This is a genomic window from Chryseobacterium rhizosphaerae, assembly GCF_003385455.1.
Classification (GTDB): domain Bacteria; phylum Bacteroidota; class Bacteroidia; order Flavobacteriales; family Weeksellaceae; genus Chryseobacterium; species Chryseobacterium rhizosphaerae.
Window position 1 is genome coordinate 49,645 of record NZ_QNUF01000026.1, and the last position, 23,638, is coordinate 73,282.

The window sequence follows — 23,638 nt, forward strand, 5'->3', positions numbered from 1 at the left end:
ATAAAAATCAAAGATACGAAATTGTAAAGAGATATAAAGTTTTTCAGTTTTTGATCCGGATTTTTAATTTTTATGAATTTCCATTTTTAAAATAGACGACGGAAGCTGAAAAGGTCCGGTCTGTGTCTGGGAAACCGGGGTAAAGCCAGACTCCTTCAAAAATTCCAGAAGCGGATCATGGCTGAACATATTGATCCATATTATATCTGTAAAACCTAGTGCAGATCTGCATTTTTTCCAAAGAGACTGCCTTGTTTCAGGAGAATCAAATTCAGGGAGAATAACAAAGCTGATTTCCGCAGACCTTTTTCCTTCAGGTATTCCCGGATATACGGAGCCGCTTTTAATGATGCTGTATCCCACTGGTTGCTGATCTGCATACGTTATGATAAGCTGGTTGGATAGATCGTTCAGTTCATTAATCATCTTTCTTGGATCTATATCGTTGTAGATATATTTTTTGATGTCTTCTTCAGAAACAAAGTCCTTGTACAGGCTATAAACTGAAGAATCGATAATGGTTATAAGATCAGAAATTCCCTCTTCAGAACCTACTGTAAATTTTGAAATGATATCCATTCTTTTTTTTATTCAAAATTATAAGATTTATCCGAGCAGAAGGGATACAGTTTGCGAAAATATAATCAGTACAGATGTTTATTTTGTAAATTTGTTCAGTACAGTTTAGCCGAGTTTATGAAACCATACAAATACGAAATTTTTACAGCTGTTATTGAGGAACAAATCCGTAACGGACTTTTGCAGGGTAAAGATCGCCTGCCATCGATCCGGGAAATTAAGAAAACATATCAGCTGAGTACAAGTTCTGTTCAGAGTGGTTTTGAATACCTTATGATGAAAGGTCTGGTTGAAAGCAATCCGCGTTCAGGGTATTTTGTTTCGGACATCGTGGAAGAAAATATTCCCAGAAGAAGAACAAAGCTTGCCCCGGTAGTCAGGGATGAGGTATTTATGAAAAACATGATGCTGACATCCAAAAGAACATCGGAGTTCAGCTCTTTTAATGCCGCTATGCCGGGAGATCTTCTGATTCCACAAAAATTAATACTCAGGACGATGCAGGAAGTGATCCGTGAAAAAGGGGCTGCACTTCTCCGGTATTATCCTTCAAACGGGTTAGAATCATTGAGAAAACATATTGCAGTTCAAATGGGAAAATATGGCGGCACATGTAATCCCGATGAATTGATTATTACAGATGGAGCTTTGCAGGCATTGGTTATTGCATTGAGGTCTGTAACAAATACCGGAGATGTGGTAGCGGTTGATAGTCCCTGTGTATTTTCAATATTAGAAGTGATTGCTAATCTGGGGCTTAAGGTTATAGAGGTTCCTGTTCATTATCGGAATGGTTTTGACACGGAGTATTTCAGAAAAATATGTGCAGAAAATAATATCCGTGCCCTGGTGATAACTCCCAATTTTCACAATCCTACTGGTATTTTGATGAGTGATGATACAAAGAAAGAGCTGCTGAGAATAGCTGTAGCACATCAGGTCCCGGTCATTGAAAATGATATGTATAGCGATCTTTATTTTACGGAAAAAAGACCCCGTTGCATTAAAAATTTTGATGAAACGGGATTGGTGATGACGTATTCTTCATTTTCAAAGACATTGGCACCGGGCATTCGCTTAGGCTGGTTGTCTACAGGTCGTTTTTATTCAAAGGCAGAGAGAAACAGGTTTGTATTGGGGAAATCGGTGTCGCCCATTTATCAGGAGCTGGTACTCAAACTTCTTCAGGGAAACAGCTATGAAAGGCATTTGCGCTCATTTCGAAAAAAACTGAACGAACAAGCAACTATGGTACTGGATGCATTAAGAAGGCATTTTCCACAAGACTCATATTTTCACAGACCACAGGGTGGTTACAGCGTTTGGGGACAGTTACCCGAGACTGTTGATATGGATGCATTCTACCTTTACTGTGAAAATAACAAAATTGTATTTACTCCCGGTACTACATTTTCTCTTACAGAGCACTACAGTCACCATTTTAGGATAGTATTTACAGAGAGAATTACCCCAGAGAGCCTCGCCTTACTGAAAAGTGTAGGAGAAAAGCTCAGAAGTTGCAGCTGATTTTTGATAAAAACGGAAGTGTTTTAGTATGATGTGTCGATTCTGAATTAAAAGATGTAGCTAACCTACATTTTTTTAGAATAAGATGTTGATTTTTTAGTATTTCTCTTTGTAAGTATGCTTTTTTCAATATAATTCTTTAATTTCGCGAAATCCGGTAATAATCTCTAAACATATTCTTTTGAGAATCACAAGGCATTTTAAGAATTTTCTGACGGCAATGTTTATTGCGGTCTATGCTTTTGCTGTTTCTCCGGCAGAATATCTTCACCATCATTTTCTTCACAATCTGGATGCCGGGATCAGTGTTCAGGACTCTACACATGAAAACGGAAAAGTTTTCAAAAACTCTTTTTCAAAATGTGATACCAAGTGTCCGGTTTGTCATCACAAACTGTTGGGTGAAGAGCATCATGGGAATGGTTATACCACGGTTTTTGCCTTAAAAAAAATTACCGGGAAGATTACCTCTTCTCCGGGGGGTCTGTTTTCTTTCAGCCTTTTTTCCTTATCAGACCGGGGTCCTCCTGTAATGTTATGATACTTAGATCTATATTGCCTGCTTTCTATGTGGGCTTCACTCTTTTAATCATAACATAATACATTTTTCATGTCAATATTACAAGCAATCCAGCTTAGTAAGCAGTATAACCATGTTACTGCACTAAGCGGACTCAATATATCCGTACAAAAAGGAGAAATATTCTGCCTGCTCGGACAAAACGGTGCCGGGAAAACAACAACAATTAATATCTTTTTGGGATTCCTGAAAGCCAGTTCCGGAGAGGCTCTTATTAATGGTATTCCAGTGGAAATCAATGGGGAAGCTACTAAGAAATATATAGCGTATATCCCGGAAGTGGTACAGTTATATCCTCATCTTACAGGGATTGAAAATCTGGATTTTTTCAGTCAGATGGCAGGATTTCGTTATTCGAGAGCTGAATTAGCCTTATTTCTTGAGAATACAAGTCTTCAGCAGTCTGCACACCATAAAAAACTGTCTTCGTATTCCAAAGGAATGCGTCAAAAAGTGGCTATTGCTATTGCCGTGGCCAAAAACGCAGATCTGATTTTAATGGATGAGCCCACCTCGGGTCTGGATCCTAAAGCTACTGCAGAGTTTACAAGGATTTGTAAAGATCTCGCTGCAGAAGGTAAAAGCATTCTGATGGCTACTCATGATATTTTCAATGCTGTGAATGTAGGCACCCGGATAGGAATCATGAAAGAAGGCTGTCTTGTTCATACGTTGGAGGCAAGTTCAGTCACTGCTGATGAACTTCAGAAAATCTATCTGGAAACCATTTAAGAGCAGGCCAATGAAATATTTTTATATCACAGCTGCACTGGCGACTGCCAGTGTGAAGATCTGTGCACAGCAGAGATTATCCGGAGAAGTGATAGGCGAGAATAGACACAAGCTTACAAATGCCCGGATCAGTATTGAAAATAAAGAAAATACCTACAATACAACTAGTCAGGATGGAAATTTTACAATAACGGATATCAAAAGTGGGAACTATGAGGTAAAGGTGAATGCAGACTCCTATGATGAGTATACTGAGCATATTGCAATAGACAGTACATCGCAAAGCAGAAAATTCATTTTTCATCTTTTTAAGGTTGGAAACATACAGGAAGTAGAAATTACAGGAAGAGCTTCCAAAAAATATTACAGTGATTATTCTTTTTCGGCTACTAAAATAGGAGTACAAAATAAGGATATTCCTTTTTCCATCTCTACAGTGAGCAAAGAGCTGATCAACGATTGCCAGGCCTATCAGCTTGGAGATGCTGTAAAGCTGGCCAGTAGTGTCACCCCGGTAAGCTATTATAATCAATTCAGCATCCGGGGGATTGCGCAGAATGAAGAGGGTACAATTATTAATGGAATGCGTACCCGGCAGTATTATTTTATGCAGCCCATTACCACCAACCTTGAGAAAATAGAAGTGATTAAAGGTCCGGCCAGTGCCGTTCTCTCCAGTGTAGATCCGGGAGGAAGTATTGTGCTGGTGACAAAAAAGCCCTTGAAAACTCCTGGCAGAGAAATCAGTATGAGTGTAGGAAGCTTTAGCACCATAAGAAGCTCACTGGACTTTACAGGTCCTTTGAATCAGGATAAAACGTTATTGTACCGTTTCAATGCAGCATATTCGGAAGCTAAAAGTTTCAGGGATATACAATCACAAAAGGCCATATTAATATCCCCGTCCTTTTCTTTTATCCCCAATGACAGGACGGCTGTCAATGTAGAAATGATTTATAATGACCTGAATGGAAAAATAGACCGTGGACAACCCATTTTTGGTGCAGTGGCAGGAGTTACTGATCTGAATAGTACACCTATAAGTTTTAATCTGGGGGCTGTAAATGATTATTTTAAATCAAAAGAGCTTATTATCATGTCGAATTTTACCCATCGTATTACTGATAAGCTTAGTATTAATGCGTCATATATGAAGCAGACCTGGAAAGAGGATCTTCAGGAGCACAGAACCACCAATACTTTTGGAGTAGATAGTAATAATAAAGCTATTCCGACGCTGGCAGGGATGCAGATGGTACAGCGAAACCAATTCTGGAATACAGATAACTTTAATGCATACATGGTTTTTAATGTTAAAAGCGGACCTTTAGAACACAAAATCTTGGCAGGGTATGATGTTATCAGTACTCATAAATATAAAGGCGGTGCCCAGAATACGGCAAGAGGATACCTTCTGACTAACGGAAAAACAGCATCGTCTTATGACCCTCAAAATGCGGGAGCCTATCAGATGGTGACCATTAACGGGATTACCATGCCCAAGCCGAATGTAGAACATTTTAATCTGGCAGATCCTACCTATGCGATTAAGAATCCTGAGGAATATGTATTTTCAAAAGCAGCTCTTCCGGCAGCGTTGATCCGTTCCAATGGAATATATATCCAGGACCAGATCAAATGGCATCGTTTTAATCTTTTTCTGAGTCTCAGACAGGAATGGTTTCAGGATATAACCCATTATAAAGAAAATAATGAAGTGACAGTTAAAGATACCAAACTGATTCCCAGGATTGGGGTGACCTATAATGTAAATGATCACATCAATGTCTATGCTTCCTATATAGAAGGGTTTCAGCCTCAGCCTAATACAGCTTCACTGGCAGCCGTGGCTATCCCTGAAGGGAGAGCATTTGAACCTTTAAAAAGTAAGTCACAGGAAATAGGGATGAAAGCAGACTTTTTCAATAAAAAACTTCACGTTGACTTTGCGGTTTATGAGATCACACAGCGGAATATCCTTCTGAATGCTAATGACCCTTCAGAACCGGACAGACTGGTCACCAGAGGAGAAGAACGAAGCCGTGGCTTTGAAATGGATATTATAGGAAATATACTCCCCGAATGGCAGGTATTTGCTTCTTATGGGTATAATGATGCCAGGATTATTAATGATGTAAATCCTGAGTTGGTGGGGGCAAGAAAGCAGAATACACCTTTTCACAGTGCCAATATCTGGCAGAAGTATAGTTTCGAGAAGACTTCTTTTCTGAGGGATATCGCCATAGGTTTTGGGGTTCAGTACAGTGGAAATAAAGTTCCAATGTATAACCGTTCCTTTTTGGTGCCGGAATATACCATTTTCGATGCAGCAATATACTATACGCCAAAACAGGGACCTTTGAAAATTTCCCTCAATATCAATAATCTTTTTAACACCACTTACTGGCTGGGGGCACAAAACTATCTGCGTTTATTTCCTGGGGCTCCAAGAAATGCAGTGCTTACAGCAGTATATAAATTTTAAATCATATTACTATGAGAATACATATTGTCCGGCTGATTTCAAAACAGGTTTGGAAACAGTCATTACAAAATAAAGCCGTTGTTTTTCTTCTGATGATTTTAAGTCTTCTTTTTGTATTTGCAGCGTATACAGGATGGCAGGATTATAAGGTACAGGAAAATAACAGAATCAGACATCAGATGGAGGTACGTCAGCAGTGGGAAGAAAAACCGGATAAACATCCTCACCGGATGGCGCATTACGGATATTTGATTTTCCGACCGAGATACCCGTTTAGCTTTTTCGATTATGGATTAGAGCGGTATATGGGAAACTCTGTATTTCTGGAAGCTCACAAGCAAAATACGGTTAATTTTTCAGAGGCAGGGTTTTCAACGGGGATGCTGCGTTTTGGAGAGGTAAGTACTGCTGTAATTTTGCAGACTTTGATTCCGTTATTTATATTTTTTCTTGGATTCAGCTGCATTTCAGCAGAGCGGGAGAATAACACACTGAAAGTATTACTGAGCCAGGGTGTCAAATGGAAAGAGCTGTTGGCCGGGAAAATAGTAGGTTTACTTTGTTTGGTCAGCATTGTGTTTTTTCCTGTGATGCTGTTGTCGGCGTTTATTTGGTTTAGCCTTGCAGGTTTCTACACTACAGTTAATGAGTTTTCGCATTTATTGTTGGTGACTGTAGTATACCTGGCGTATTTTTTCATGATTTGCAGTATCTGTGTTATGGTATCGGCAGTAAGCAGTACCTCGAGATCTTCTTTAATAAAGCTAATAGGAATATGGCTTTTGTTTATTGTTATTATACCAAGGACTGCGCAGGCTTTTGGATCCTTTCTTTATCCGGCTCCATCAAAAATAGATTTTGATACTATGGTGGAAAATGAACTGGTAAAAACCGGAGACAGCCATAACCCTAATGATATATATTATAAAGGAATAAAAGATTCTTTACTCAATGCATACAAAGTAAAAACGGTAGAGGAACTGCCTTTTAATTATAGCGGATATATTATGGCTGAAGGAGAAAAGATCAGCTCGGGAATCTACAATAAATACTGGAAAAGGCAGCTTACAATTTATGAGCAGCAGAACAGTATTAATAATTCCCTTGTTTTTGTTAACCCTTTTCAGGCTGTCAGGAACCTTTCCATGGCACTTACGGGGTCTGATTTTAATTCTTATATAAGTTATCAGGAACAAGTGGAAGACTACCGGTATCAATTGGCACAGCTGATGAACAAACTGCAGATGGAGAATATCAGCAATAAAAAACAGCTGCCGGGAGAGAAACCGTATACCATCGGGAGAGATCACTGGAAAGAACTTCCGGATTTTCAGTATCGTTTTATCAGTAGCAGGGAGCTTTTTCAGAATGAGGCGGCTTCAGGGCTTTCACTTCTTGTATGGGGAGTGGGTCTTCTTTTTATCCTTCATTTTATATCCAAAAAAATAAAAATAAATTAGTCATGTACCTATTATTATACAAGAATTTTATACGTTCCCAGGCAGCTTACCTAGGAATATTGTTTCTGCTCTTATCAGGATTGATCAGTATTTTTGTAGGAAAACAATTTATAGATCAGCAGAATGCCAATATCCATAAAACAGAGATATATCAGCATGAGCATATCCAGAGGTATACAGGATATATAGACAAAGACCTTGGGCTGCTTCTGTATTATCTGAAATTTGGATTGGTTAATAAAGCAGATCCTATTAATGCATTGTCAATAGGACAGAGAGATCTTAATCCTTCCATACAGAGTGTGACGATCAGAAACCTGGAAGGTCAAAAATATGATACTGATCTTCAGAATCCTGTAAGCCTTCTTTTAGGAAGCCTGGATCTTGGATTTGTCATTATTTTTCTTTTTCCTTTGGTCATTATATCATATACCTATAACCTTTTATCAGAAGAGAAAGAAGAAAGCACATGGGTTCTTCTTTGTGTACAGTCTCAAAAACCTTTCCGTATTTTATTTCAAAAATTTATGATACGTTTTACGGCCATTGCCGGAACTTTATTCCTTTTGGTTCTTTTGGCAATTCCTATTCTGAATCTCAGCTTTGATCTCACTTTATTAGCTTTCATCATGATTTCCCTGTTGTATTTTATTTTCTGGTTTGCTTTGAGCTTTTGGGTGGTTTCATGGAATAAAAATTCAAGACTAAGTGCAGCAGGGCTTTTATGTTTCTGGATTGTGCTTACTGTTATTCTTCCTGCTGTTCTCAATAATTTTATTTTAAGCAAATATCCATTACCGGAGGCATTGGATACTGCTATTGAGCAGAGAGAAGCCTATCATGAAAAATGGGATACAGACCAGAAACCGACTTTGGAAAAGTTCTACCAACATTATCCACAGTTCAGGTCTTATGGTTTTCCAAAAGAGAATTTCAGCTGGCTTTGGTATTATGCGATGCAACAGATGGGGGATGATGAATCTAAAAACCAGTCGGATCAACTGAAGACGAAGCTTTGGAAAAGAGAGGAGATGAGCAGGAGGTTTTCCTACTTTATCCCTGGCTTACATGTACAGTTTCAATTGAATGATCTTACCGGTTCAGGACTTGCAGATCAGTTACAATTTATGCAGGCTGTTGAACTGTTTCATGAAAAGAAAAGACTTTTCTTTTATCCTGAAATTTTTGCCAAAAAGCCTACAGAAACCATCAACTGGAAAGACTTTAAACTGGAATATTATCATAACAGATCTTCTGTCAATGGGTTGATGATGTTTGGACCGTTGCTGTTGTTGAGTGTGTTTTTTTATTTTGCAGGGCTTGTTAATTTTAGGAAACAAACTGTTTTGTAGTCGGTTATAGCATGTAAAAAACACATGTGTTTGATTATTTCCTCAGTGTAAGAAAAAAGAATTTTACTGAAATTCAGGATTTTTACAAATTTTCTGGGTGCTGTATTGGCTGGAATCACCATAAAACCTATATTTGCAGCCTAAATTTTTAAATAAATGAAAGAACTAATTGAAAAAATCAACGCAGAATTTGAAGCGTTCACAACTGAGGCAAACCAACAAGCAGAAAAAGGAAACAAAGCAGCTGGTACAAGAGCTCGTAAAGCAGCTTTAGAACTAAGCAAACTGTTCAAAGACTTCAGAAAAGTTTCTGTAGAAGAAGCTAAAAAATAATTCACCTCTAACCGGCTTTTAAAGCCGGTTTTTTTTTATGCCTTCAATTTCTGTACAACATTTCTTTCGCTTACTCATGATGGCTCATACGGTAGCCTGCTTTTGCTAACCCTTTGTGATGAATATCAACTTTTCATGCAAAAAGGTTGAAAACATTCGTCCGTAAAGACTTTTTTGCCTCTAATCCTTTATCATTTCCGCAATTTCCTTTATCTTTAAACCAATCAATATATGTTATGAAGATAAATAGATTTTTTGCAGTACCGGCAGTGGTGTTGGCTGCCCAATTTTCATGGGCTCAGGTAAAAGTAGATCCGAAAGAAAAACTTGATCCGATCGTAAAAAGTTTTGTAGATGAAGTAAATAACAATTCTCAGCTTGAAAATATGGCTGGCGAATTATTAGACGGTATAGGCCCGCGTCTTGTGGGAACTCCGGAAATGCTTGCCGCCAATGAATGGAGTGCCGGGAAACTTCGCTCATGGGGAGTGGAGGCAAACCTTCAGCAATTTGGAACATGGAAAGGCTGGCAAAGAGGGATTACCCATGTTGATATGGTATATCCGCGTGTAAAATCACTGTCTGCAACGCAATTGGCCTGGAGCCCGGCGACTAAAAAAGCTGTGGAAGCAGAAGTAATTATTCTTCCTAAAGTATCTTCTAAAGCAGAATTTGATCAATGGCTGCCTTCCGCAAAAGGGAAAATTGTGCTGATGGCTCAATATCAAAAAATAGGACGCTCTGATGAGCAGATCAAAGAATTTGCAACTCCTGAACTTTATGAAAAACTTAAAGCGGAAAAAGAGCAGGCTGCCAAGGACTTTACTGCGTATGTAAAAAATATAGGCTACGACAACAGCACGCTTCCGGAAGCTTTGGAAAAAGCAGGGGCAGCAGGAATTGCTATTTCCAACTGGACAGGGATTATGGGCGCCAACAGAATCTTCGGAGCAAAAACATTCAAAATTCCAATGATCGACATTGATGTGGAAGATTATGGAATGCTTTACAGAATGGCGGAAAAAGGAAGTAAGCCAAAAATTAAAATTGATGCCCAGTCAAAAATCCTTCCTGATGCCAAAAGCTTCAATACCATCGGAATGATCAAAGGAAAGGAAAAACCTGAAGAATATGTTATCCTTTCTGCTCACCTTGATTCCTGGGATGGAGCTCAGGGAGCTACGGATAATGGAACAGGTACCCTTACGATGCTTGAAACCATGAGAATCCTAAAGAAATATTATCCAAACAATAAGAGAACAATCGTTATCGGACTTTGGGGAAGTGAAGAACAGGGGTTAAATGGTTCCAGAGGTTTTGTAGCAGACAACCCTCAGATCATTAAAGGAGTACAGGCTGCCTTCAACCAGGATAACGGAACAGGAAGAGTGGTAAACATCAGCGGTCAGGGATTTGTGAAAGCATATGATTATATCGGAAGATGGCTTGATGGAGTTCCAAAAACCGTAAAAGGACACATTAAAACTGACTTCCCTGGAATGCCAGGAGGTGGAGGTTCTGATCATGCTTCCTTTGTAGCGGCAGGAGTGCCAGGATTCTCTTTAGGTTCTCTGAACTGGGGGTATTTTGGGTATACATGGCATACTACAAAAGATACGTATGATAAGATTGTTTTTGATGAAGTGAAAAATAATGTGGTTTTAACTGCTGCATTGGCGTATATGGCTTCTGAAGATCCTGAATTTACCAATAGAGAAAAAAGAGTAATGCCTCAGGATGAAAAGGGCGGAACAATAAAATGGCCGGAACTTAAGGAGCCGAGAAGAGATTCTAAAGAATATAAATAATAAGATATTAGTATTCAAAATAACAAAGGCTGCCTATTTAGGCAGCCTTTTTATGTAGGTATATTCGTATAGTTTTTACAATTAGATATACAATTCTAAATCTGAAAACTTTGAAATAGAAGGTTCATATGAAGGATCTTCTAATTTTCCAAAACCATATTTACAAAAAATAAACTCCAGCTCATTTGATTTTGATGAGTTGTAATCTGTTTGGGTATCGCCAATATAAATGGTGTTTTCGGGGTTTAATTGATTCCTTTCCATGATCAGCTTTATGTTTTCAGCCTTGGGTTTTTGGGTCCGTCCGTGAGATTCAAAATCTGCAAACAGGTCATTGAACTGACAGTATTCTAAAAATGCTTCAATATATCCATCCTGACAGTTGCTTACGATAAAAAGGCGGTGCGTGTTGGTAAGGCTTTTCAGGGTATTCTCAACACCATCATACAGAATCCCACCCTGGATACGCAGTATTTCATTTTCCTGAGAAACAATTTCAGAAAGTATTTCCTGAGCCTGCCGATCTGAAATTCCGGGAACAATATCTTTAACGATATCAAGCGCCAGTAATCCCATATACTGATCCATATCTTCAGGTTTCAGGTCTTTTTTTATCAGCTGATACCTGTTCAGAACATGATTCCATATCGTAATGATAGAAGCTCTGGAATCCCATAAAGTTCCATCTAAATCGAAAATTAAATTCTTATAATTCAAGGTGTATTTTTTTATTGATTAAAATATATGCTTACAGAATCATACTCAGCTGAATCCTCTTTCTGGCCTCATCTACCTCCGTTACTTTTACGCGAACATGCTGATGAAGTTTTACCACTTCATTGACATCAGAAACAAATCCGTCTTTCAGCTGGGAAATATGAACCAAACCGCTTTCTTTAATTCCCAGATCTACAAAACATCCGAAAGCCGTAATATTGTTGACGATTCCTGGAAGGATCATTCCTGTTTTTAAGTCTTTAATACTTTTTACATGAGGATCAAACTCAAATACTTTAGCGGCTTTTCTAGGGTCTAATCCCGGTTTTTCAAGCTCCTTCAGAATATCTTTGATTCCTAAAATTCCAATTTCTCCTGTAATATAATCTTCGGGTTTTACCAGCGTTATTTTTTCCTTATTAGCAATCAGTTCATGGGTTTTAATCCCAAGATCTTTGGCCATTTTTTCTACAATACTGTAAGCTTCAGGGTGTACAGCAGAATTGTCTAATGGGTTTTCGGCATTGGCAATTCTGACAAATGCTGCGGCTTGTTGGAAGGCTTTTTCGCCCAGCCTCGGTACTTTTTTCAATTGCTTCCTGTTTTCAAAAGCTCCGTTTTCTGCACGGTAGCTGACGATGTTTTCCGCCATTTTCTCCCCAATTCCGGAAACGTAGCTCAATAACGATTTACTGGCTGTATTTAAGTTAATTCCTACAGAATTTACACATTTCATGACGGTAGAATCCAGTTCATTTTTCAACTGAGTTTGGTCTACATCATGCTGATACTGGCCAACACCAATAGATTTTGCATCAATTTTCACCAGTTCTGCCAGTGGATCAGAAAGCCTCCTTCCAATAGAAACAGCACCTCGTACAGTTACGTCATAGGTAGGAAATTCATCCCTCGCGATTTTGCTGGCAGAATATACAGAGGCTCCTGCTTCAGAAACCACAAAAACCTGTAAAGGCTTATCAAAAGCGATTTTTTTAATGAAAAATTCTGTTTCACGGCTTGCGGTTCCATTTCCTATAGAAATAGCCTCAATATTATAGGCGTTAACCATAGAGCGGATTTTCTTCATGGCCATTCCTGTTTCGTTCTGTGGTGCATGAGGATAGATGGTTTCATTGTGGAGTAAGTCTCCCTTTTCATCCAGGCACACAATTTTGCATCCGCTTCGGTAGCCGGGGTCAATGGCTAAAATTCTTTTTTCACCCAAAGGCGGTGCTAAAAGTAATTGGCTTAAATTCTCGGAAAATATTTCTATGGCTTTCTTGTCTGCTTTTTCTTTGGCTTCCTGCAGGCTTTCATTGGAAATGGCAGGTTCCAGAAGTCTTTTATAACCGTCCTTTATGGCCAGTGCAATTTGATCAGAGCTTTCATTATCAGACTTGATAATGGCTTTCTCTATAAAGTCGATGGCTTCCTCCTTATCAACGCCTACATTGGTTTTTACAAAGCCTTCTGCTTCAGCTCTTAGCATTGCAAGAAGCCTATGAGAAGGTGTTCTGCTGAGATTTTCTTCCCATTCAAAATATTGGGAGAACTTCTGGGCAGCTTCTTCCTCTTTTTTAGCTTTTACTGCCTTAGAGGTGATTACAGCTTTACGCTGAAACAAACGACGGAGATTTTTACGGACATACATGTTTTCATTGATCCATTCTGCCATGATATCTCTTGCTCCCTGCAGTGCTTCTTCTTCTGATGAAACTTCATTATTAAGGTATTTTGAGGCCAGAAACTGAATGTCGTTATTCTTCTGGCTCATAATGATCCTGGCTAAAGGTTCCAATCCCTTTTCTTTGGCTGCATCAGCCTTTGTCTTTTTACGTTTTTTGAAAGGAAGGTATAAATCTTCCAGCTCCTGAATATCAAAGCTTTCTTCAATTCTTTGTTGGAGTTCAGGTGTTAAAGCGCCCTGTTCATCTATAGATTTTACAATAGATTCCTTTCTTTTGACAATCTCTTCAAACTGCTTGCTGATCTTTGAGATCTGTTCAATCTGAACTTCATCCAAATTCCCTGTTTTATCCTTTCGGTAACGGGAAATAAAAGGAATAGTGCAGTCTTCTGCTAATAATTGTAGGGTATTGTTGATGCTCTTTTCAGAGATATTAAGCTGCTTCTGTATAAATTCTACGGTCGTCATTGTTCTGTTTTCGGATCGCTAAAATAGGGTTTTAAAAAGAAAAAAGACGAGTTGCCCCGCCTTAAAAATATTTTTACCTGTCAAAATTACAGGTCAAATCAATTAACAATGGCAATTGCCATTCCGTCATATTCTTTTGCACCCACTGTTTGCATAATTGTCGCGGTAACTTTTGGATTGCTGGCCAGCATTGTATTAAAACGCTGTACACCTTTCACCTTTTCATCAGTGGTATTTTCATCCAATACTTTGCCTTCCCTAATTATATTATCACAAACGATTACTGTTCCCGGATGTGAAAGCTCAAGTGCTAATTCAAAATATTCGGTGTAGGGTGGTTTATCGGCATCGATAAAAATAAAGTCAAAAGGGTCTTCATTCTTGGCAATAAGCTCTTTTAAAAGATCCATTGCTTTGCCAACCCTCAGGTCAATCTGATCATCAAGTCCGGCTTTTGCAATATTCCGGCTGGCAATATCAGCGTGATGAGGGTCATATTCTATGGTGATAACTTTGCCATCTGCAGGAATTGCTCTTGCCATCCAAATAGTGCTGTAGGCCCCTAAAGTACCTAATTCTAATACGCGCTTGGCTTTACACATGAGCATCATGACCTGTAAAAACTTGCCTTGCGTCGGTGTTATACTGATTTGAGGCATGGAAGCATAATCTAAGGACTGAATGGTTTCTTGAAGAAAACGGTCTTCAGGTGCTACCAGGTGGCTAATGTACTGATCTACTTTTTCGAATAATTGCTGATTCATGTTTTGAATTTTGAAATTGGTAATTGAAGTTTTATTGTTTATTTAAGCTGCAAATCTTGAGGTAGTTGTAACCATAAAGTGAGTCAATGATTGAACTCTAAGATAAGCAATTTTCGAGAAATGGGAAAAGCAGACTAATCTATCTTAGGTTTTTACAATATTTTATTGGTAGTTTTATGAGTAAAAGTTGAATTAAATCGCCTGTTACACAATAAAAACCAAAATTTTTCATTTCTTGATGTATGTTAAGGTCACAGAAATAAAGTTTCTTTACTTTTGGAATCTTAAAATACAAACTTTTTTAAACAATTCAATATGAAAAAAATTAGCGTAATTGCATTAGTAGGAGTAGGATTGCTTGTAGCATCATGTAATAAAGGAAAATCAGCAGATACAGCAGCTACAGCTCAGGAGCAGACTGTTGCAGAAAGCAAAGGAGAAGTATTGGCGGTAGATGCTGCAACTTCTGTAGTAAACTGGAAAGCATATCACAAAGGAGGTATGGCACCTCGTTGGGGAACACTTAGCGTAAAATCAGGAGATATCAGTGTTGATGGAGGTCAGGTTTCTGCAGGAAACTTTGTGATCGATATGAACTCTATCAAAGTGGATCCTGCTTCAGTAACAGAGAAGGATAAAAAACCGGCAGATCTTGAAGCGCACTTAAAAAACCCTGATTTCTTTGATGCGGCGAAAAACCCAACTTCAGAATTCAAAATTACAAGTGTTGCAGATTTAAAAGAGGCACCAAAAGATGCTGTGGCTGGAGCAAACAAAACAGTAAGCGGAAACCTTACTTTGTCAGGAAAAACAATGAATGTGACTTTCCCTGCTAAAGTAGATGTAGTAGATAATTCAGCTTCTATCCAGGCTAAATTTACAGTAAACAGAGCTGATTGGGGAATCAAATTCGGTACTTCAGAAGCAGATCCGGCAGAATGGATGATCAGCAAAGACATCGAAATTGCTATTGATGTAAAAGCAAAAAAATAATTGTTGAACAAACAATGAATTATAGAAGAGCTGCTTTACCCAAAGCAGCTCTTTTTTGTGTAATACGGATAGGAGAGGACATTGAATAAATTAATACATTTGCCCCAATGATTTATATACTGTCTGTCATCAATATATTGAGCTTTTTTATTTTTGGACTCGATAAAAAACGTGCTATTCAACAGAAAAGAAGAATACCGGAAAATACACTGTTAGGAATTTCACTTTTAGGCGGTATCATAGGATCAGCCTCGGGAATGATCATATTTAATCATAAAACCTCTAAAAAATCATTCCTCATGAAATTTATTCTGGTGGTTCTCATTGATCTTGTATTGCTTTACAGATTTATAAGACATTGATAAGTTTGTTGTTATGATAATGGTTGATTCGCAGCCTTCTGATAACAGACCGTTCCCAGATTGTCATTGGCTAGAAAGTTACCCATGATATTAGGAGTGATTTCAGATAAACATTTATTGTGGATGATGGTTGTTTTTAATCCTGTATCTGTTTTGATATCATATGCTTTAAAGTTCTTGAGAGAATTTCCTCTTACTTCATCATAAAAAGATCCTTCTCCAATAATGTTGATACCAATAGAGGTGGTGTCGTTTTCAGCATGCTCATAGATAAAAAGATCGTTATCGACAATTTTGTTTCCACGGCTCAGTGCAGAAGGCTGGGCATTATTGGCTAAAAATATTCCGTATCCCGGCTGGGAAAGAGCGATATAATTGCTGTTGATATTCCAGTTATTGCAGCCCTCCGCTATCGTTATCCCCGTATGTCTGCAAAAATCAATTATACTGTGGTTAACATTAATCTGGGATGCCTTTTCGGCATAGATTCCTTCGTAGACATTGCAGATGTTTGTATGGGTAATTCTCCATCCTTCCTTTGGGAAACTTCCTTCAAACCAGATGCCTCTGCTGCCTGGGATATCATAATGATGGTTAATCATAATTGATGTATTGCCGGAGATTGCATTGTGGGCAGAGAGCCCTTTAACATGAATTCCCACTTTACAGTTTTCGGTTTTTAGGGTTTGAATTTGAGAGGAACACATATGGTTGACTTCTAATGCGGTGTGATATCCTCTGATCGTAAGGTCCCTTAAAATAATGTCATTGATATGATTTTCCACAATGCCATTCACTTTAATTCCGGTGAAGGTATTGGGAGATGTAGTATGCCATATGATGTTATAAATTCCAAATCCTTCAAGAACTACTCCTGATGTATTGAGAATAATACCATCATTGTTGTTGGTGATCAGAAACGGAGGAAAACTGATATTGCTTTTCACAGAAGAACCTTTTATTTTAATAGCCTTATTGATCTGTAGTGGACTGCGGAGCATATATCTTTTATTGTCCAGACGTAAGACCTGTCCTGTTTCCATTTCGTCGATTAACTGCTGGATCTCAGGGGAATCATCTGTATTGCCGTCTCCGTACACTTCCGCAATTTTTATAGAAATATCCTGGGTGACAATTCTTTTATAATACACGATAGACTCATCATTGTTGATTTTGGTACGGTAAAGATAACGGCCATTGGCCGGCACCGGTTTAGCCTGTTTTCTGAAATTAACAAGTTCTCCGCTGTATTGATCAATCAGTGTTACAATTTCTTTGTCTAAATTAGGGTCCTGAGAATCAATGAATTCATTAATGGTCAGGACATGTAAATTATTTGTCATTTTTTGTTTTTTTTTGAGAGATGAGTTTTTGAATGCAGTTTTATGGAAACAAAGGTAAAATTGACCAGCGTCAGAACTTGACGCAACATATTTTTTCATTGATTATAAATGGGAATTATCTAAATTTCTCATTATGAAATTGTTAAATATTGCATAAACTTTTTAATTAATTCATTTTAAATCACTATTTTTGCACCCGTAAAAATCCTATATGCAAAACATTAGAAATATTGCGATTATCGCACACGTTGACCACGGGAAGACGACTTTGGTTGACAAAATCATTCACGCTACCAATATTTTCAGAGAAAATCAGGAGAGTGGAGAATTAATTATGGATAACAATGATCTTGAAAGAGAAAGAGGGATCACGATCTTATCCAAGAATATTTCTGTTACTTATAAAGACACAAAAATTAACGTAATTGATACTCCTGGTCACGCGGATTTCGGTGGAGAAGTAGAGAGAGTATTAAAAATGGCTGATGGAGTTATTTTGTTGGTGGATGCGTTCGAAGGACCGATGCCACAAACAAGATTCGTACTTCAAAAAGCATTGGAGCTAGGTTTAAGACCATTAGTTGTTATTAATAAAGTAGATAAGCCAAACTGTCGTCCGGACGAAGTTCACGATCAGGTATTTGACTTATTCTTCAACCTTGAAGCAACTGAAGAACAATTGGATTTCCCAACATTCTACGGTTCTTCTAAGCAAGGTTGGTTCAACACTTCATTAGAGCAGACTGAAGATATTTTACCATTATTAGATGGGATTTTACAATATGTTCCTGAGCCGAAAGTAACTGAAGGAACTCTTCAGATGCAGATTACTTCTCTTGATTTCTCTTCTTTCTTAGGAAGAATTGCTATCGGGAAAGTAACAAGAGGTGAGCTTAAAGAATCTCAGTGGATTGGGCTTGCTCAGGCAGACGGTAAAATTGTAAAAGGAAAAGTAAAAGAACTTTACGTTTTCGAAGGTTTAGGAAAGAAAAAAGTAACTGAAGTACAGGCAGGAGATATCTGTGCTGTAGTAGGTTTTGATGCTTTCCAGATCGGTGATTCATTCGTAGATCTTGAAAACCCTGAGCCATTGGAAAGAACGGCTATTGATGAGCCTACCTTGAACATGACGTTCTCTATTAACAATTCACCTTTCTTCGGAAAAGATGGTAAATATGTTACTTCTAATCACCTGAAAGAAAGATTAACAAAAGAATTAGAGAAAAACTTAGCATTAAGAGTTCAGCAGACTGATGATGCCAATACATTCCTTGTATTCGGTAGAGGTATTCTTCACTTGTCAGTTTTGATCGAAACAATGAGAAGAGAAGGTTACGAAATGACTATTGGTCAGCCACAGGTTATCCTTAGAGAAATTGACGGTGAGAAATGTGAGCCTTATGAATCTTTAGTTGTTGACGTTCCTGAAGAATATGCTTCAAGAGTTATCGACTTGGCAACTCAGAGAAAAGGAGATCTTCACATCATGGAAACTAAAGGAGAAATGCAGCACATGGAATTCGAAATTCCTTCAAGAGGTTTGATCGGATTGCGTTCTCAGATGTTGACAGCTACTGCTGGTGAAGCTATTATGGCACACCGTTTCACAGAATATAAGCCTTTCAAAGGTGCTATTCCTGGAAGAAACAATGGAGTATTGATCAGCAAAACTCAAGGTCCTGCTACAGAATATTCTATTGCTAAATTACAAGACAGAGGTAAGTTCTTTGTGGATCCGGGTGAGGAAATCTACGCAGGTATGATCATTGGAGAACAAAACAAACCTGGAGATCTTGTTGTAAACATTGTTGAAGCAAAACAGCTGAACAACATGAGAGCTTCAGGAAAAGATAAAGATACTGGAGTTGCTCCAAAAATCTTATTCTCTCTTGAAGAATGTATGGAATATATCCAGGGTGATGAAGCAATCGAGGTAACTCCAAACTTCATCCGTATGAGAAAGAAAATCCTTTCTGAAGAAGAAAGAAAAAGAATGGAAAGATCAGCGAAAGCTTAATCAAATTCTTATATATAAATTAAAGCCCCGATTTGTCGGGGCTTTTTTGTTTTTACAAGGGTAGGAGGTATGATGATATGTTTTATTTATTTTAAGCTGTTGTATTTCTTTTTCAATTATTTTACAGGTTTCAAATGATTTTTTCATTCATTTTGTATGTTTTAAATGAAATAAATAAGTTATTGATTTTAGTATAGAATTAATTGTATGTTTGTTCATAAAGCAACGAAACGTTGCGATATCATAAAAAAACCTGTTATAATATAAAATGATACAATAAAATGGACATAGCAAATGATACCTATAAAAATGATATTAAAACTGTTATTGTTGCATCATCTGTAGGAACATTGATTGAGTGGTACGATATGCTGCTTGCTGTAATTCTTGCAAAAGTTCTCTCCGTAAACTTATTTCCGTCGGAAGGTTCTCACTTTCTGGAGACCCTTGCCATAGTAGGATCGTCATTTATGTTCCGTCCGATAGGATCCCTTATTTTTGGAAATATAGGCGATAAAGTAGGCCGAAAATATTCCTTCCTTATTTCATTGGTTTTAATGGGAGCTTCTACGTTTCTGATTGGCTGTATTCCTAATTTTTCCAGTATTGGTTGGGCAGCTCCGGTTTTGTTACTGCTGTGCAGATTGCTGCAGGGGTTAGCGATCAGTGGCGAGTATGCCGGTGCCGTCATTTATGTGGCAGAACATGCTCCGATGGAAAAAAGAGGCTTTTACACAGGATTTATTCAGGCGACAGTTCCCGTAGGGCTGTTGGTTTGCTTAGGTGTCGTTTTTATAACAGAAAGTACAATGTCTGAAGCAGATTTTAACAGCTATGGGTGGAGAATTCCCTTTCTTTTAAGTTCTGTATTGGTCATTTTAAGCTATTTCATACGAAAAAGACTTCATGAGAGTCCTGTTTTTGCAGAGCTTAAAAAATCCGGAAAAACGAGCAAGTCACCGATTAAAGAGGCATTTACAACAAAAGGTAACGTAAAAACAATGTTGAAAGCTATTTTTGGAGGTAATGCCGCACAGAGTTCGGTGATGCAGACCAATCAGTTTGTTGTATTTTTCTTTTTGCAGAATACCGTAAAGCTTGAAAATACTACTGTTTTACTGATTACCGGAATAGCCATGTTTTTAAGTGTCTATTTTTACCAGTACTTCGGCGCATTGAGTGATAAAATTGGACGTAAAAAGGTACTCATTGGAGGCTTGGTTTCCAGTCTTATTCTGATTCCGCTGTCTTTTTATCTTTTTATGAAAATCGGAAATCCTCAGGGTATTGATGAAGTACATTCAATCAGTACAGGTGCTATATTGAAGATTGTGGGGCTGAGTTTTTTGCTTTCAGTGGCTGCAGCGGCTACTTACGGCCCTTTGGGCGCCTTTATGCTGGAAATTTTTCCTACCAAAATACGATATACCAGTATGGGATTTGCCCAGAATATGGGTAACGGTTTTATTGGGGGAGCCACCGCTTTTGTAACAGAATTTCTTAAGACCAGTTTTGTTGTGAGTGCGTTTCTTTCTCCCTTTATAGGTTTGATTTACCCGTTGGTTCTCGTTGTCCTGGCTATCATCGTTAATATAACACTGATTCCGGAAACCTATAAAACTGATCTTACGAAAGAGGATGAATAAAGAGATATATGCAGTGCTGACGGTCATTCAAAGCTGAATTGTAAATTGCTGAACAGGGCAGAAATTATTTATATCATTAAAAAAGAATATTTCAAATTCGGATAATCGTCTTTATATCATTAGTTTTGCATTTTTAATATCTTAGAATCCTTCTTCCGACCAATATATGAGAATACATAAATTAAAGCTTATCGTTTTATTAGGGGTTTTTGCGTCTTACACTACCTCATGTTCTGTTCAGAACAATGTTGTAAAGACTCCTCCAACTCAAAACAGCACAACAAAACCTAACAATAATACAACGAAGCCAAAAGAACCTGTAGCGGTTACCAAGCCTCAAACAGGAATTCCAACAGAAGAAACTTTCAGAACCACTCTTCCGGAAATTAAAAGAGAATTCCGGGGAGCATGGATTGCCAGTGTTGCGAATATCAACTGGCCTTCAAGAAATAATCTGACCGTAGAGCAGCAGAAAGCAGAAGCGATCAGCATGCTCGATATGCTGAAAGATAATAATTTCAATGCAGCCATCTTCCAGATCAGACCTTCGGCAGATGCTCTTTATACCAGTAATATTGAACCATGGTCTTACTTTTTAACCGGAGAAACCGGAACCGCTCCTTATCCCAATTATGATCCGCTTCAGTTTTGGATTGAGGAAGCACATAAAAGAGGGTTAGAGCTTCATGTCTGGCTGAACCCTTACCGGGCTCACCATACGAACGGAGGTTCAGTAAACAGTTTATCAATGGCCAATAAACTTTCCGATATTGTAGTAAGATTAAAGAACGGGATGTATTGGTTTGATCCTGCTAATCCTAAAACACAGGGTCACGTTTCCAATGTTGTAAAAGATATTGTGAAAAGATATGATATAGATGCAGTTCACTTTGATGACTATTTCTATCCTTATGCCACCTACAACAGAGGGGCAGACTTTCCTGACAATGCCAGCTGGAATACTTATGTAAGCAATGGTGGAACATTATCAAGAGCAGACTGGCGAAGAGATAACGTTAATAAATTTGTAGAACGTATCTATAAAGAAATCCACGCTGAAAAAAGTTATGTAAGATTTGGAATCAGCCCGTTCGGAATCTGGAAACCGGGATATCCAACAGGAATTGTTGGATCTTCACAGTATGATGAACTGTATGCAGACGCCAAATTATGGTTAAACAAAGGGTGGGTAGACTATTTCTCACCACAGCTATACTGGCCTATAGATTCAAAAGGACAGAGCTTTGAAGCGCTGTTAAACTGGTGGCAGGGAGAAAATACCTTGAACCGTCACTTATGGCCGGGGTTAAATACAGTGGAGATCAAGGTTTCTGACCGTCCTACGGAGATTAAAAATCAAATTGAAATTTCCAGAAATATTCTGAAAAAAGATGCCGGAGAAATCCACTGGAGTATTGCCGGGCTTACAAAGAATTCAAATATGCTTCCGGTCCTTAAAAACGGACCTTACAGTGAAAAAGCATTGGTCCCTAAAACACCATGGATAAAAGCTGTCCCGTTACAGGCTCCTACATTGTTTATTACAGACATCGGAAGTTCTGCACGGGTAAACTGGAGTACCAAAAATATAGGTGAAGTTTTTCAATGGGTACTTTTTACGCAGTATAACGGACAGTGGGAAACTGAAATCATAACACTGGATACCCTTTCAAAAGATATCCCTAAGTTCAAGGATGGAAAAAAATTAAATGCTGTCGCCATCAAAGCTATTGACAGACTTGGAAATGAAAGTGATTATATCGCAAAAAAAATCAAATAAATTTTTGAAATAAAAAGCGAAAAGAAGCTGAGAAATGAAGTGATGATGGCATCAGTTGATATAGGGATATCTGCAAAAATCTTTGATTTTATGGTACCCTGATCATAAAATGTATACAAGTCTTAGCGCTTTTGTGCTAGCTAACAATAAGAAACCCGGTTCATTGTAGAACCGGGTTTTATTTTAGAATTACTATAAATTATTAATTTAAATCAATGAAAATCAGTTAAATATAAATTGATTTTGAATTTGTGTGTTAAAATTTAAAGCATTGTCGGAATCATTTTTGCATTATGAATCTCATAATCACCAAAATATAACATTATGAATACGAACAGACTTTCCGCAAACATGGAAAAAGCACTTAGTGACCAAATGAATAAGGAAATTCATGCATCACACGTTTTTTTATCTTATGGAATTTGGGCTGATGACAAAGGATATCAGGGGATTGCCAATTTTCTTTACAGACATGCTCAGGAAGAACGAAATCATTCAATCAAATTCATGGAATATATTCTCAACAGAGGGGGCAAGCCGAAAGTAAATGCCATTCCCGCTCCTCCGGCAGATCCGAAAACACTTACCGCATGTTTTGATGGAGTCTTTAAACATGAAGTGGATAATACAACGGCCATCTACAAAATTGTAGACCTTTCAATGGATGAAAAGGACTGGGCAACATGGAACTTTATGCAGTGGTTTGTACAGGAACAGATTGAAGAAGAAACACTGGCTCATAACTTAATTGATAAATTGAAAATTGCAGGTGGTGACAGAGCAACCGACGAATCTTTATTTACTTTAGATAAAACATTACAGGAAGCTCCGAATGACGTGCCACTGGCACAGAATGCCACGGGAGACAATCCCTAAAGCCTGATTATTAAAATAAAATGAGTTGAAAATCTGCCAGAATAACGGCAGATTTTTTTATTATGAATCTCCCTTTAAAATCACTATCTTTGCACACTCATAATTCAAGGTCCATCATTCACTAGTAAA

19 protein-coding genes are annotated in these 23,638 nt (G+C 38.0%); 14 read left to right on the forward strand and 5 right to left on the reverse strand.

Going from position 1 to position 23,638, the window contains the following annotated elements:
* Nucleotides 1-63: 63 nt before the first annotated feature.
* On the reverse strand, nucleotides 64-579 hold the full coding sequence (locus DRF57_RS18565; protein WP_115920137.1) for a hypothetical protein: 516 nt from the start codon (nucleotides 577-579) through the stop codon (nucleotides 64-66).
* 117 nt (nucleotides 580-696) lie between these two features.
* Between DRF57_RS18565 and DRF57_RS18570 the strand changes: the two genes are divergently transcribed.
* The 8 genes from DRF57_RS18570 to DRF57_RS18605 all read left to right on the forward strand — a co-directional run bounded on the left by DRF57_RS18570 (nucleotide 697) and on the right by DRF57_RS18605 (nucleotide 10,856).
* Nucleotides 697-2,106: an aminotransferase-like domain-containing protein gene (locus DRF57_RS18570; RefSeq protein WP_115920139.1), complete on the forward strand. Its 1,410-nt coding sequence runs from the start codon at nucleotides 697-699 to the stop codon at nucleotides 2,104-2,106.
* A 181-nt stretch (nucleotides 2,107-2,287) separates the two neighbouring features.
* Nucleotides 2,288-2,647, forward strand: coding sequence for a hypothetical protein (locus DRF57_RS18575; protein ID WP_115920141.1), 360 nt, complete (start codon nucleotides 2,288-2,290; stop codon nucleotides 2,645-2,647).
* Nucleotides 2,648-2,716: 69 nt separating this feature from the next.
* On the forward strand, nucleotides 2,717-3,418 hold the full coding sequence (locus DRF57_RS18580; protein ID WP_115920143.1) for an ABC transporter ATP-binding protein: 702 nt from the start codon (nucleotides 2,717-2,719) through the stop codon (nucleotides 3,416-3,418).
* Nucleotides 3,419-3,428: 10 nt separating this feature from the next.
* Nucleotides 3,429-5,903 (forward strand): TonB-dependent receptor, encoded by a 2,475-nt coding sequence (locus DRF57_RS18585; protein WP_115920177.1) that lies wholly within the window; start codon nucleotides 3,429-3,431, stop codon nucleotides 5,901-5,903.
* Nucleotides 5,904-5,914: 11 nt separating this feature from the next.
* A complete protein-coding gene (locus DRF57_RS18590; RefSeq protein WP_115920145.1) occupies nucleotides 5,915-7,363 on the forward strand; it encodes an ABC transporter permease in 1,449 nt (482 codons plus the stop codon).
* A gap of 2 nt (nucleotides 7,364-7,365) precedes the next feature.
* Nucleotides 7,366-8,715 carry a DUF3526 domain-containing protein gene (locus tag DRF57_RS18595; RefSeq protein ID WP_115920147.1) on the forward strand — a complete coding sequence of 450 codons (1,350 nt, stop codon included), beginning with the start codon at nucleotides 7,366-7,368 and terminating at the stop codon, nucleotides 8,713-8,715.
* A 156-nt stretch (nucleotides 8,716-8,871) separates the two neighbouring features.
* Complete coding sequence (locus DRF57_RS18600; RefSeq protein ID WP_047377485.1) at nucleotides 8,872-9,048, forward strand: histone H1; 177 nt, start codon at nucleotides 8,872-8,874, stop codon at nucleotides 9,046-9,048.
* A gap of 236 nt (nucleotides 9,049-9,284) precedes the next feature.
* Nucleotides 9,285-10,856: a M20/M25/M40 family metallo-hydrolase gene (locus DRF57_RS18605; RefSeq protein WP_115920179.1), complete on the forward strand. Its 1,572-nt coding sequence runs from the start codon at nucleotides 9,285-9,287 to the stop codon at nucleotides 10,854-10,856.
* Between the two features lie 81 nt (nucleotides 10,857-10,937).
* Here DRF57_RS18605 and DRF57_RS18610 read toward each other — a convergent pair whose 3' ends face one another.
* The 3 genes from DRF57_RS18610 to DRF57_RS18620 all read right to left on the reverse strand — a co-directional run bounded on the left by DRF57_RS18610 (nucleotide 10,938) and on the right by DRF57_RS18620 (nucleotide 14,492).
* Entirely contained in the window at nucleotides 10,938-11,573 is a 636-nt protein-coding gene (locus tag DRF57_RS18610) for an HAD family hydrolase (protein ID WP_157969916.1), read from the reverse strand.
* Nucleotides 11,574-11,604: 31 nt separating this feature from the next.
* Nucleotides 11,605-13,728 carry a Tex family protein gene (locus DRF57_RS18615; protein ID WP_115920151.1) on the reverse strand — a complete coding sequence of 708 codons (2,124 nt, stop codon included), beginning with the start codon at nucleotides 13,726-13,728 and terminating at the stop codon, nucleotides 11,605-11,607.
* 98 nt (nucleotides 13,729-13,826) lie between these two features.
* Nucleotides 13,827-14,492: an O-methyltransferase gene (locus tag DRF57_RS18620; protein WP_115920153.1), complete on the reverse strand. Its 666-nt coding sequence runs from the start codon at nucleotides 14,490-14,492 to the stop codon at nucleotides 13,827-13,829.
* Between the two features lie 315 nt (nucleotides 14,493-14,807).
* Between DRF57_RS18620 and DRF57_RS18625 the strand changes: the two genes are divergently transcribed.
* Both DRF57_RS18625 and DRF57_RS18630 read left to right on the forward strand, forming a co-directional pair.
* Nucleotides 14,808-15,485, forward strand: coding sequence for a YceI family protein (locus DRF57_RS18625; RefSeq protein WP_047485830.1), 678 nt, complete (start codon nucleotides 14,808-14,810; stop codon nucleotides 15,483-15,485).
* A 107-nt stretch (nucleotides 15,486-15,592) separates the two neighbouring features.
* Complete coding sequence (locus DRF57_RS18630) at nucleotides 15,593-15,847, forward strand: DUF1294 domain-containing protein (RefSeq protein ID WP_047485828.1); 255 nt, start codon at nucleotides 15,593-15,595, stop codon at nucleotides 15,845-15,847.
* 11 nt (nucleotides 15,848-15,858) lie between these two features.
* On the opposite strand, the gene DRF57_RS18635 is transcribed toward DRF57_RS18630, so the two are convergent.
* The gene (locus DRF57_RS18635; RefSeq protein WP_123863351.1) at nucleotides 15,859-17,190 is read right to left on the reverse strand and encodes a right-handed parallel beta-helix repeat-containing protein; all 1,332 of its coding nucleotides are present in this window, start codon (nucleotides 17,188-17,190) and stop codon (nucleotides 15,859-15,861) included.
* 211 nt (nucleotides 17,191-17,401) lie between these two features.
* On the opposite strand from DRF57_RS18635, the gene typA reads away from it, so the two are divergent.
* The 4 genes from typA (at nucleotide 17,402) to DRF57_RS18655 (ending at nucleotide 23,509) form a co-directional block, all read left to right on the forward strand.
* On the forward strand, nucleotides 17,402-19,207 hold the full coding sequence (gene typA, locus DRF57_RS18640) for a translational GTPase TypA (protein ID WP_047485823.1): 1,806 nt from the start codon (nucleotides 17,402-17,404) through the stop codon (nucleotides 19,205-19,207).
* Nucleotides 19,208-19,488: 281 nt separating this feature from the next.
* Entirely contained in the window at nucleotides 19,489-20,853 is a 1,365-nt protein-coding gene (locus tag DRF57_RS18645) for an MFS transporter (RefSeq protein ID WP_047485821.1), read from the forward strand.
* A 166-nt stretch (nucleotides 20,854-21,019) separates the two neighbouring features.
* Nucleotides 21,020-22,633 carry a glycoside hydrolase family 10 protein gene (locus DRF57_RS18650; protein WP_115920157.1) on the forward strand — a complete coding sequence of 538 codons (1,614 nt, stop codon included), beginning with the start codon at nucleotides 21,020-21,022 and terminating at the stop codon, nucleotides 22,631-22,633.
* Between the two features lie 324 nt (nucleotides 22,634-22,957).
* On the forward strand, nucleotides 22,958-23,509 hold the full coding sequence (locus DRF57_RS18655; protein ID WP_115920159.1) for a ferritin: 552 nt from the start codon (nucleotides 22,958-22,960) through the stop codon (nucleotides 23,507-23,509).
* The last annotated feature ends 129 nt before the right edge of the window (nucleotides 23,510-23,638 follow it).

Excerpts from the sequence above, each read along its gene's own strand:
- DRF57_RS18565 (WP_115920137.1), bottom strand. The coding sequence starts at position 579 with ATGGATATCATTTCAAAATTTACAGTAGGTTCTGAAGAGGGAATTTCT.
- DRF57_RS18570 (WP_115920139.1), top strand. The coding sequence starts at position 697 with ATGAAACCATACAAATACGAAATTTTTACAGCTGTTATTGAGGAACAA.
- DRF57_RS18580 (WP_115920143.1), top strand. The coding sequence starts at position 2,717 with ATGTCAATATTACAAGCAATCCAGCTTAGTAAGCAGTATAACCATGTT.
- DRF57_RS18585 (WP_115920177.1), top strand. The coding sequence starts at position 3,429 with ATGAAATATTTTTATATCACAGCTGCACTGGCGACTGCCAGTGTGAAG.
- DRF57_RS18590 (WP_115920145.1), top strand. The coding sequence starts at position 5,915 with ATGAGAATACATATTGTCCGGCTGATTTCAAAACAGGTTTGGAAACAG.
- DRF57_RS18595 (WP_115920147.1), top strand. The coding sequence starts at position 7,366 with ATGTACCTATTATTATACAAGAATTTTATACGTTCCCAGGCAGCTTAC.
- DRF57_RS18600 (WP_047377485.1), top strand. The coding sequence starts at position 8,872 with ATGAAAGAACTAATTGAAAAAATCAACGCAGAATTTGAAGCGTTCACA.
- DRF57_RS18605 (WP_115920179.1), top strand. The coding sequence starts at position 9,285 with ATGAAGATAAATAGATTTTTTGCAGTACCGGCAGTGGTGTTGGCTGCC.
- DRF57_RS18615 (WP_115920151.1), bottom strand. The coding sequence starts at position 13,728 with ATGACGACCGTAGAATTTATACAGAAGCAGCTTAATATCTCTGAAAAG.
- DRF57_RS18620 (WP_115920153.1), bottom strand. The coding sequence starts at position 14,492 with ATGAATCAGCAATTATTCGAAAAAGTAGATCAGTACATTAGCCACCTG.
- DRF57_RS18625 (WP_047485830.1), top strand. The coding sequence starts at position 14,808 with ATGAAAAAAATTAGCGTAATTGCATTAGTAGGAGTAGGATTGCTTGTA.
- DRF57_RS18630 (WP_047485828.1), top strand. The coding sequence starts at position 15,593 with ATGATTTATATACTGTCTGTCATCAATATATTGAGCTTTTTTATTTTT.
- DRF57_RS18635 (WP_123863351.1), bottom strand. The coding sequence starts at position 17,190 with ATGACAAATAATTTACATGTCCTGACCATTAATGAATTCATTGATTCT.
- typA (WP_047485823.1), top strand. The coding sequence starts at position 17,402 with ATGCAAAACATTAGAAATATTGCGATTATCGCACACGTTGACCACGGG.
- DRF57_RS18645 (WP_047485821.1), top strand. The coding sequence starts at position 19,489 with ATGGACATAGCAAATGATACCTATAAAAATGATATTAAAACTGTTATT.
- DRF57_RS18650 (WP_115920157.1), top strand. The coding sequence starts at position 21,020 with ATGAGAATACATAAATTAAAGCTTATCGTTTTATTAGGGGTTTTTGCG.
- DRF57_RS18655 (WP_115920159.1), top strand. The coding sequence starts at position 22,958 with ATGAATACGAACAGACTTTCCGCAAACATGGAAAAAGCACTTAGTGAC.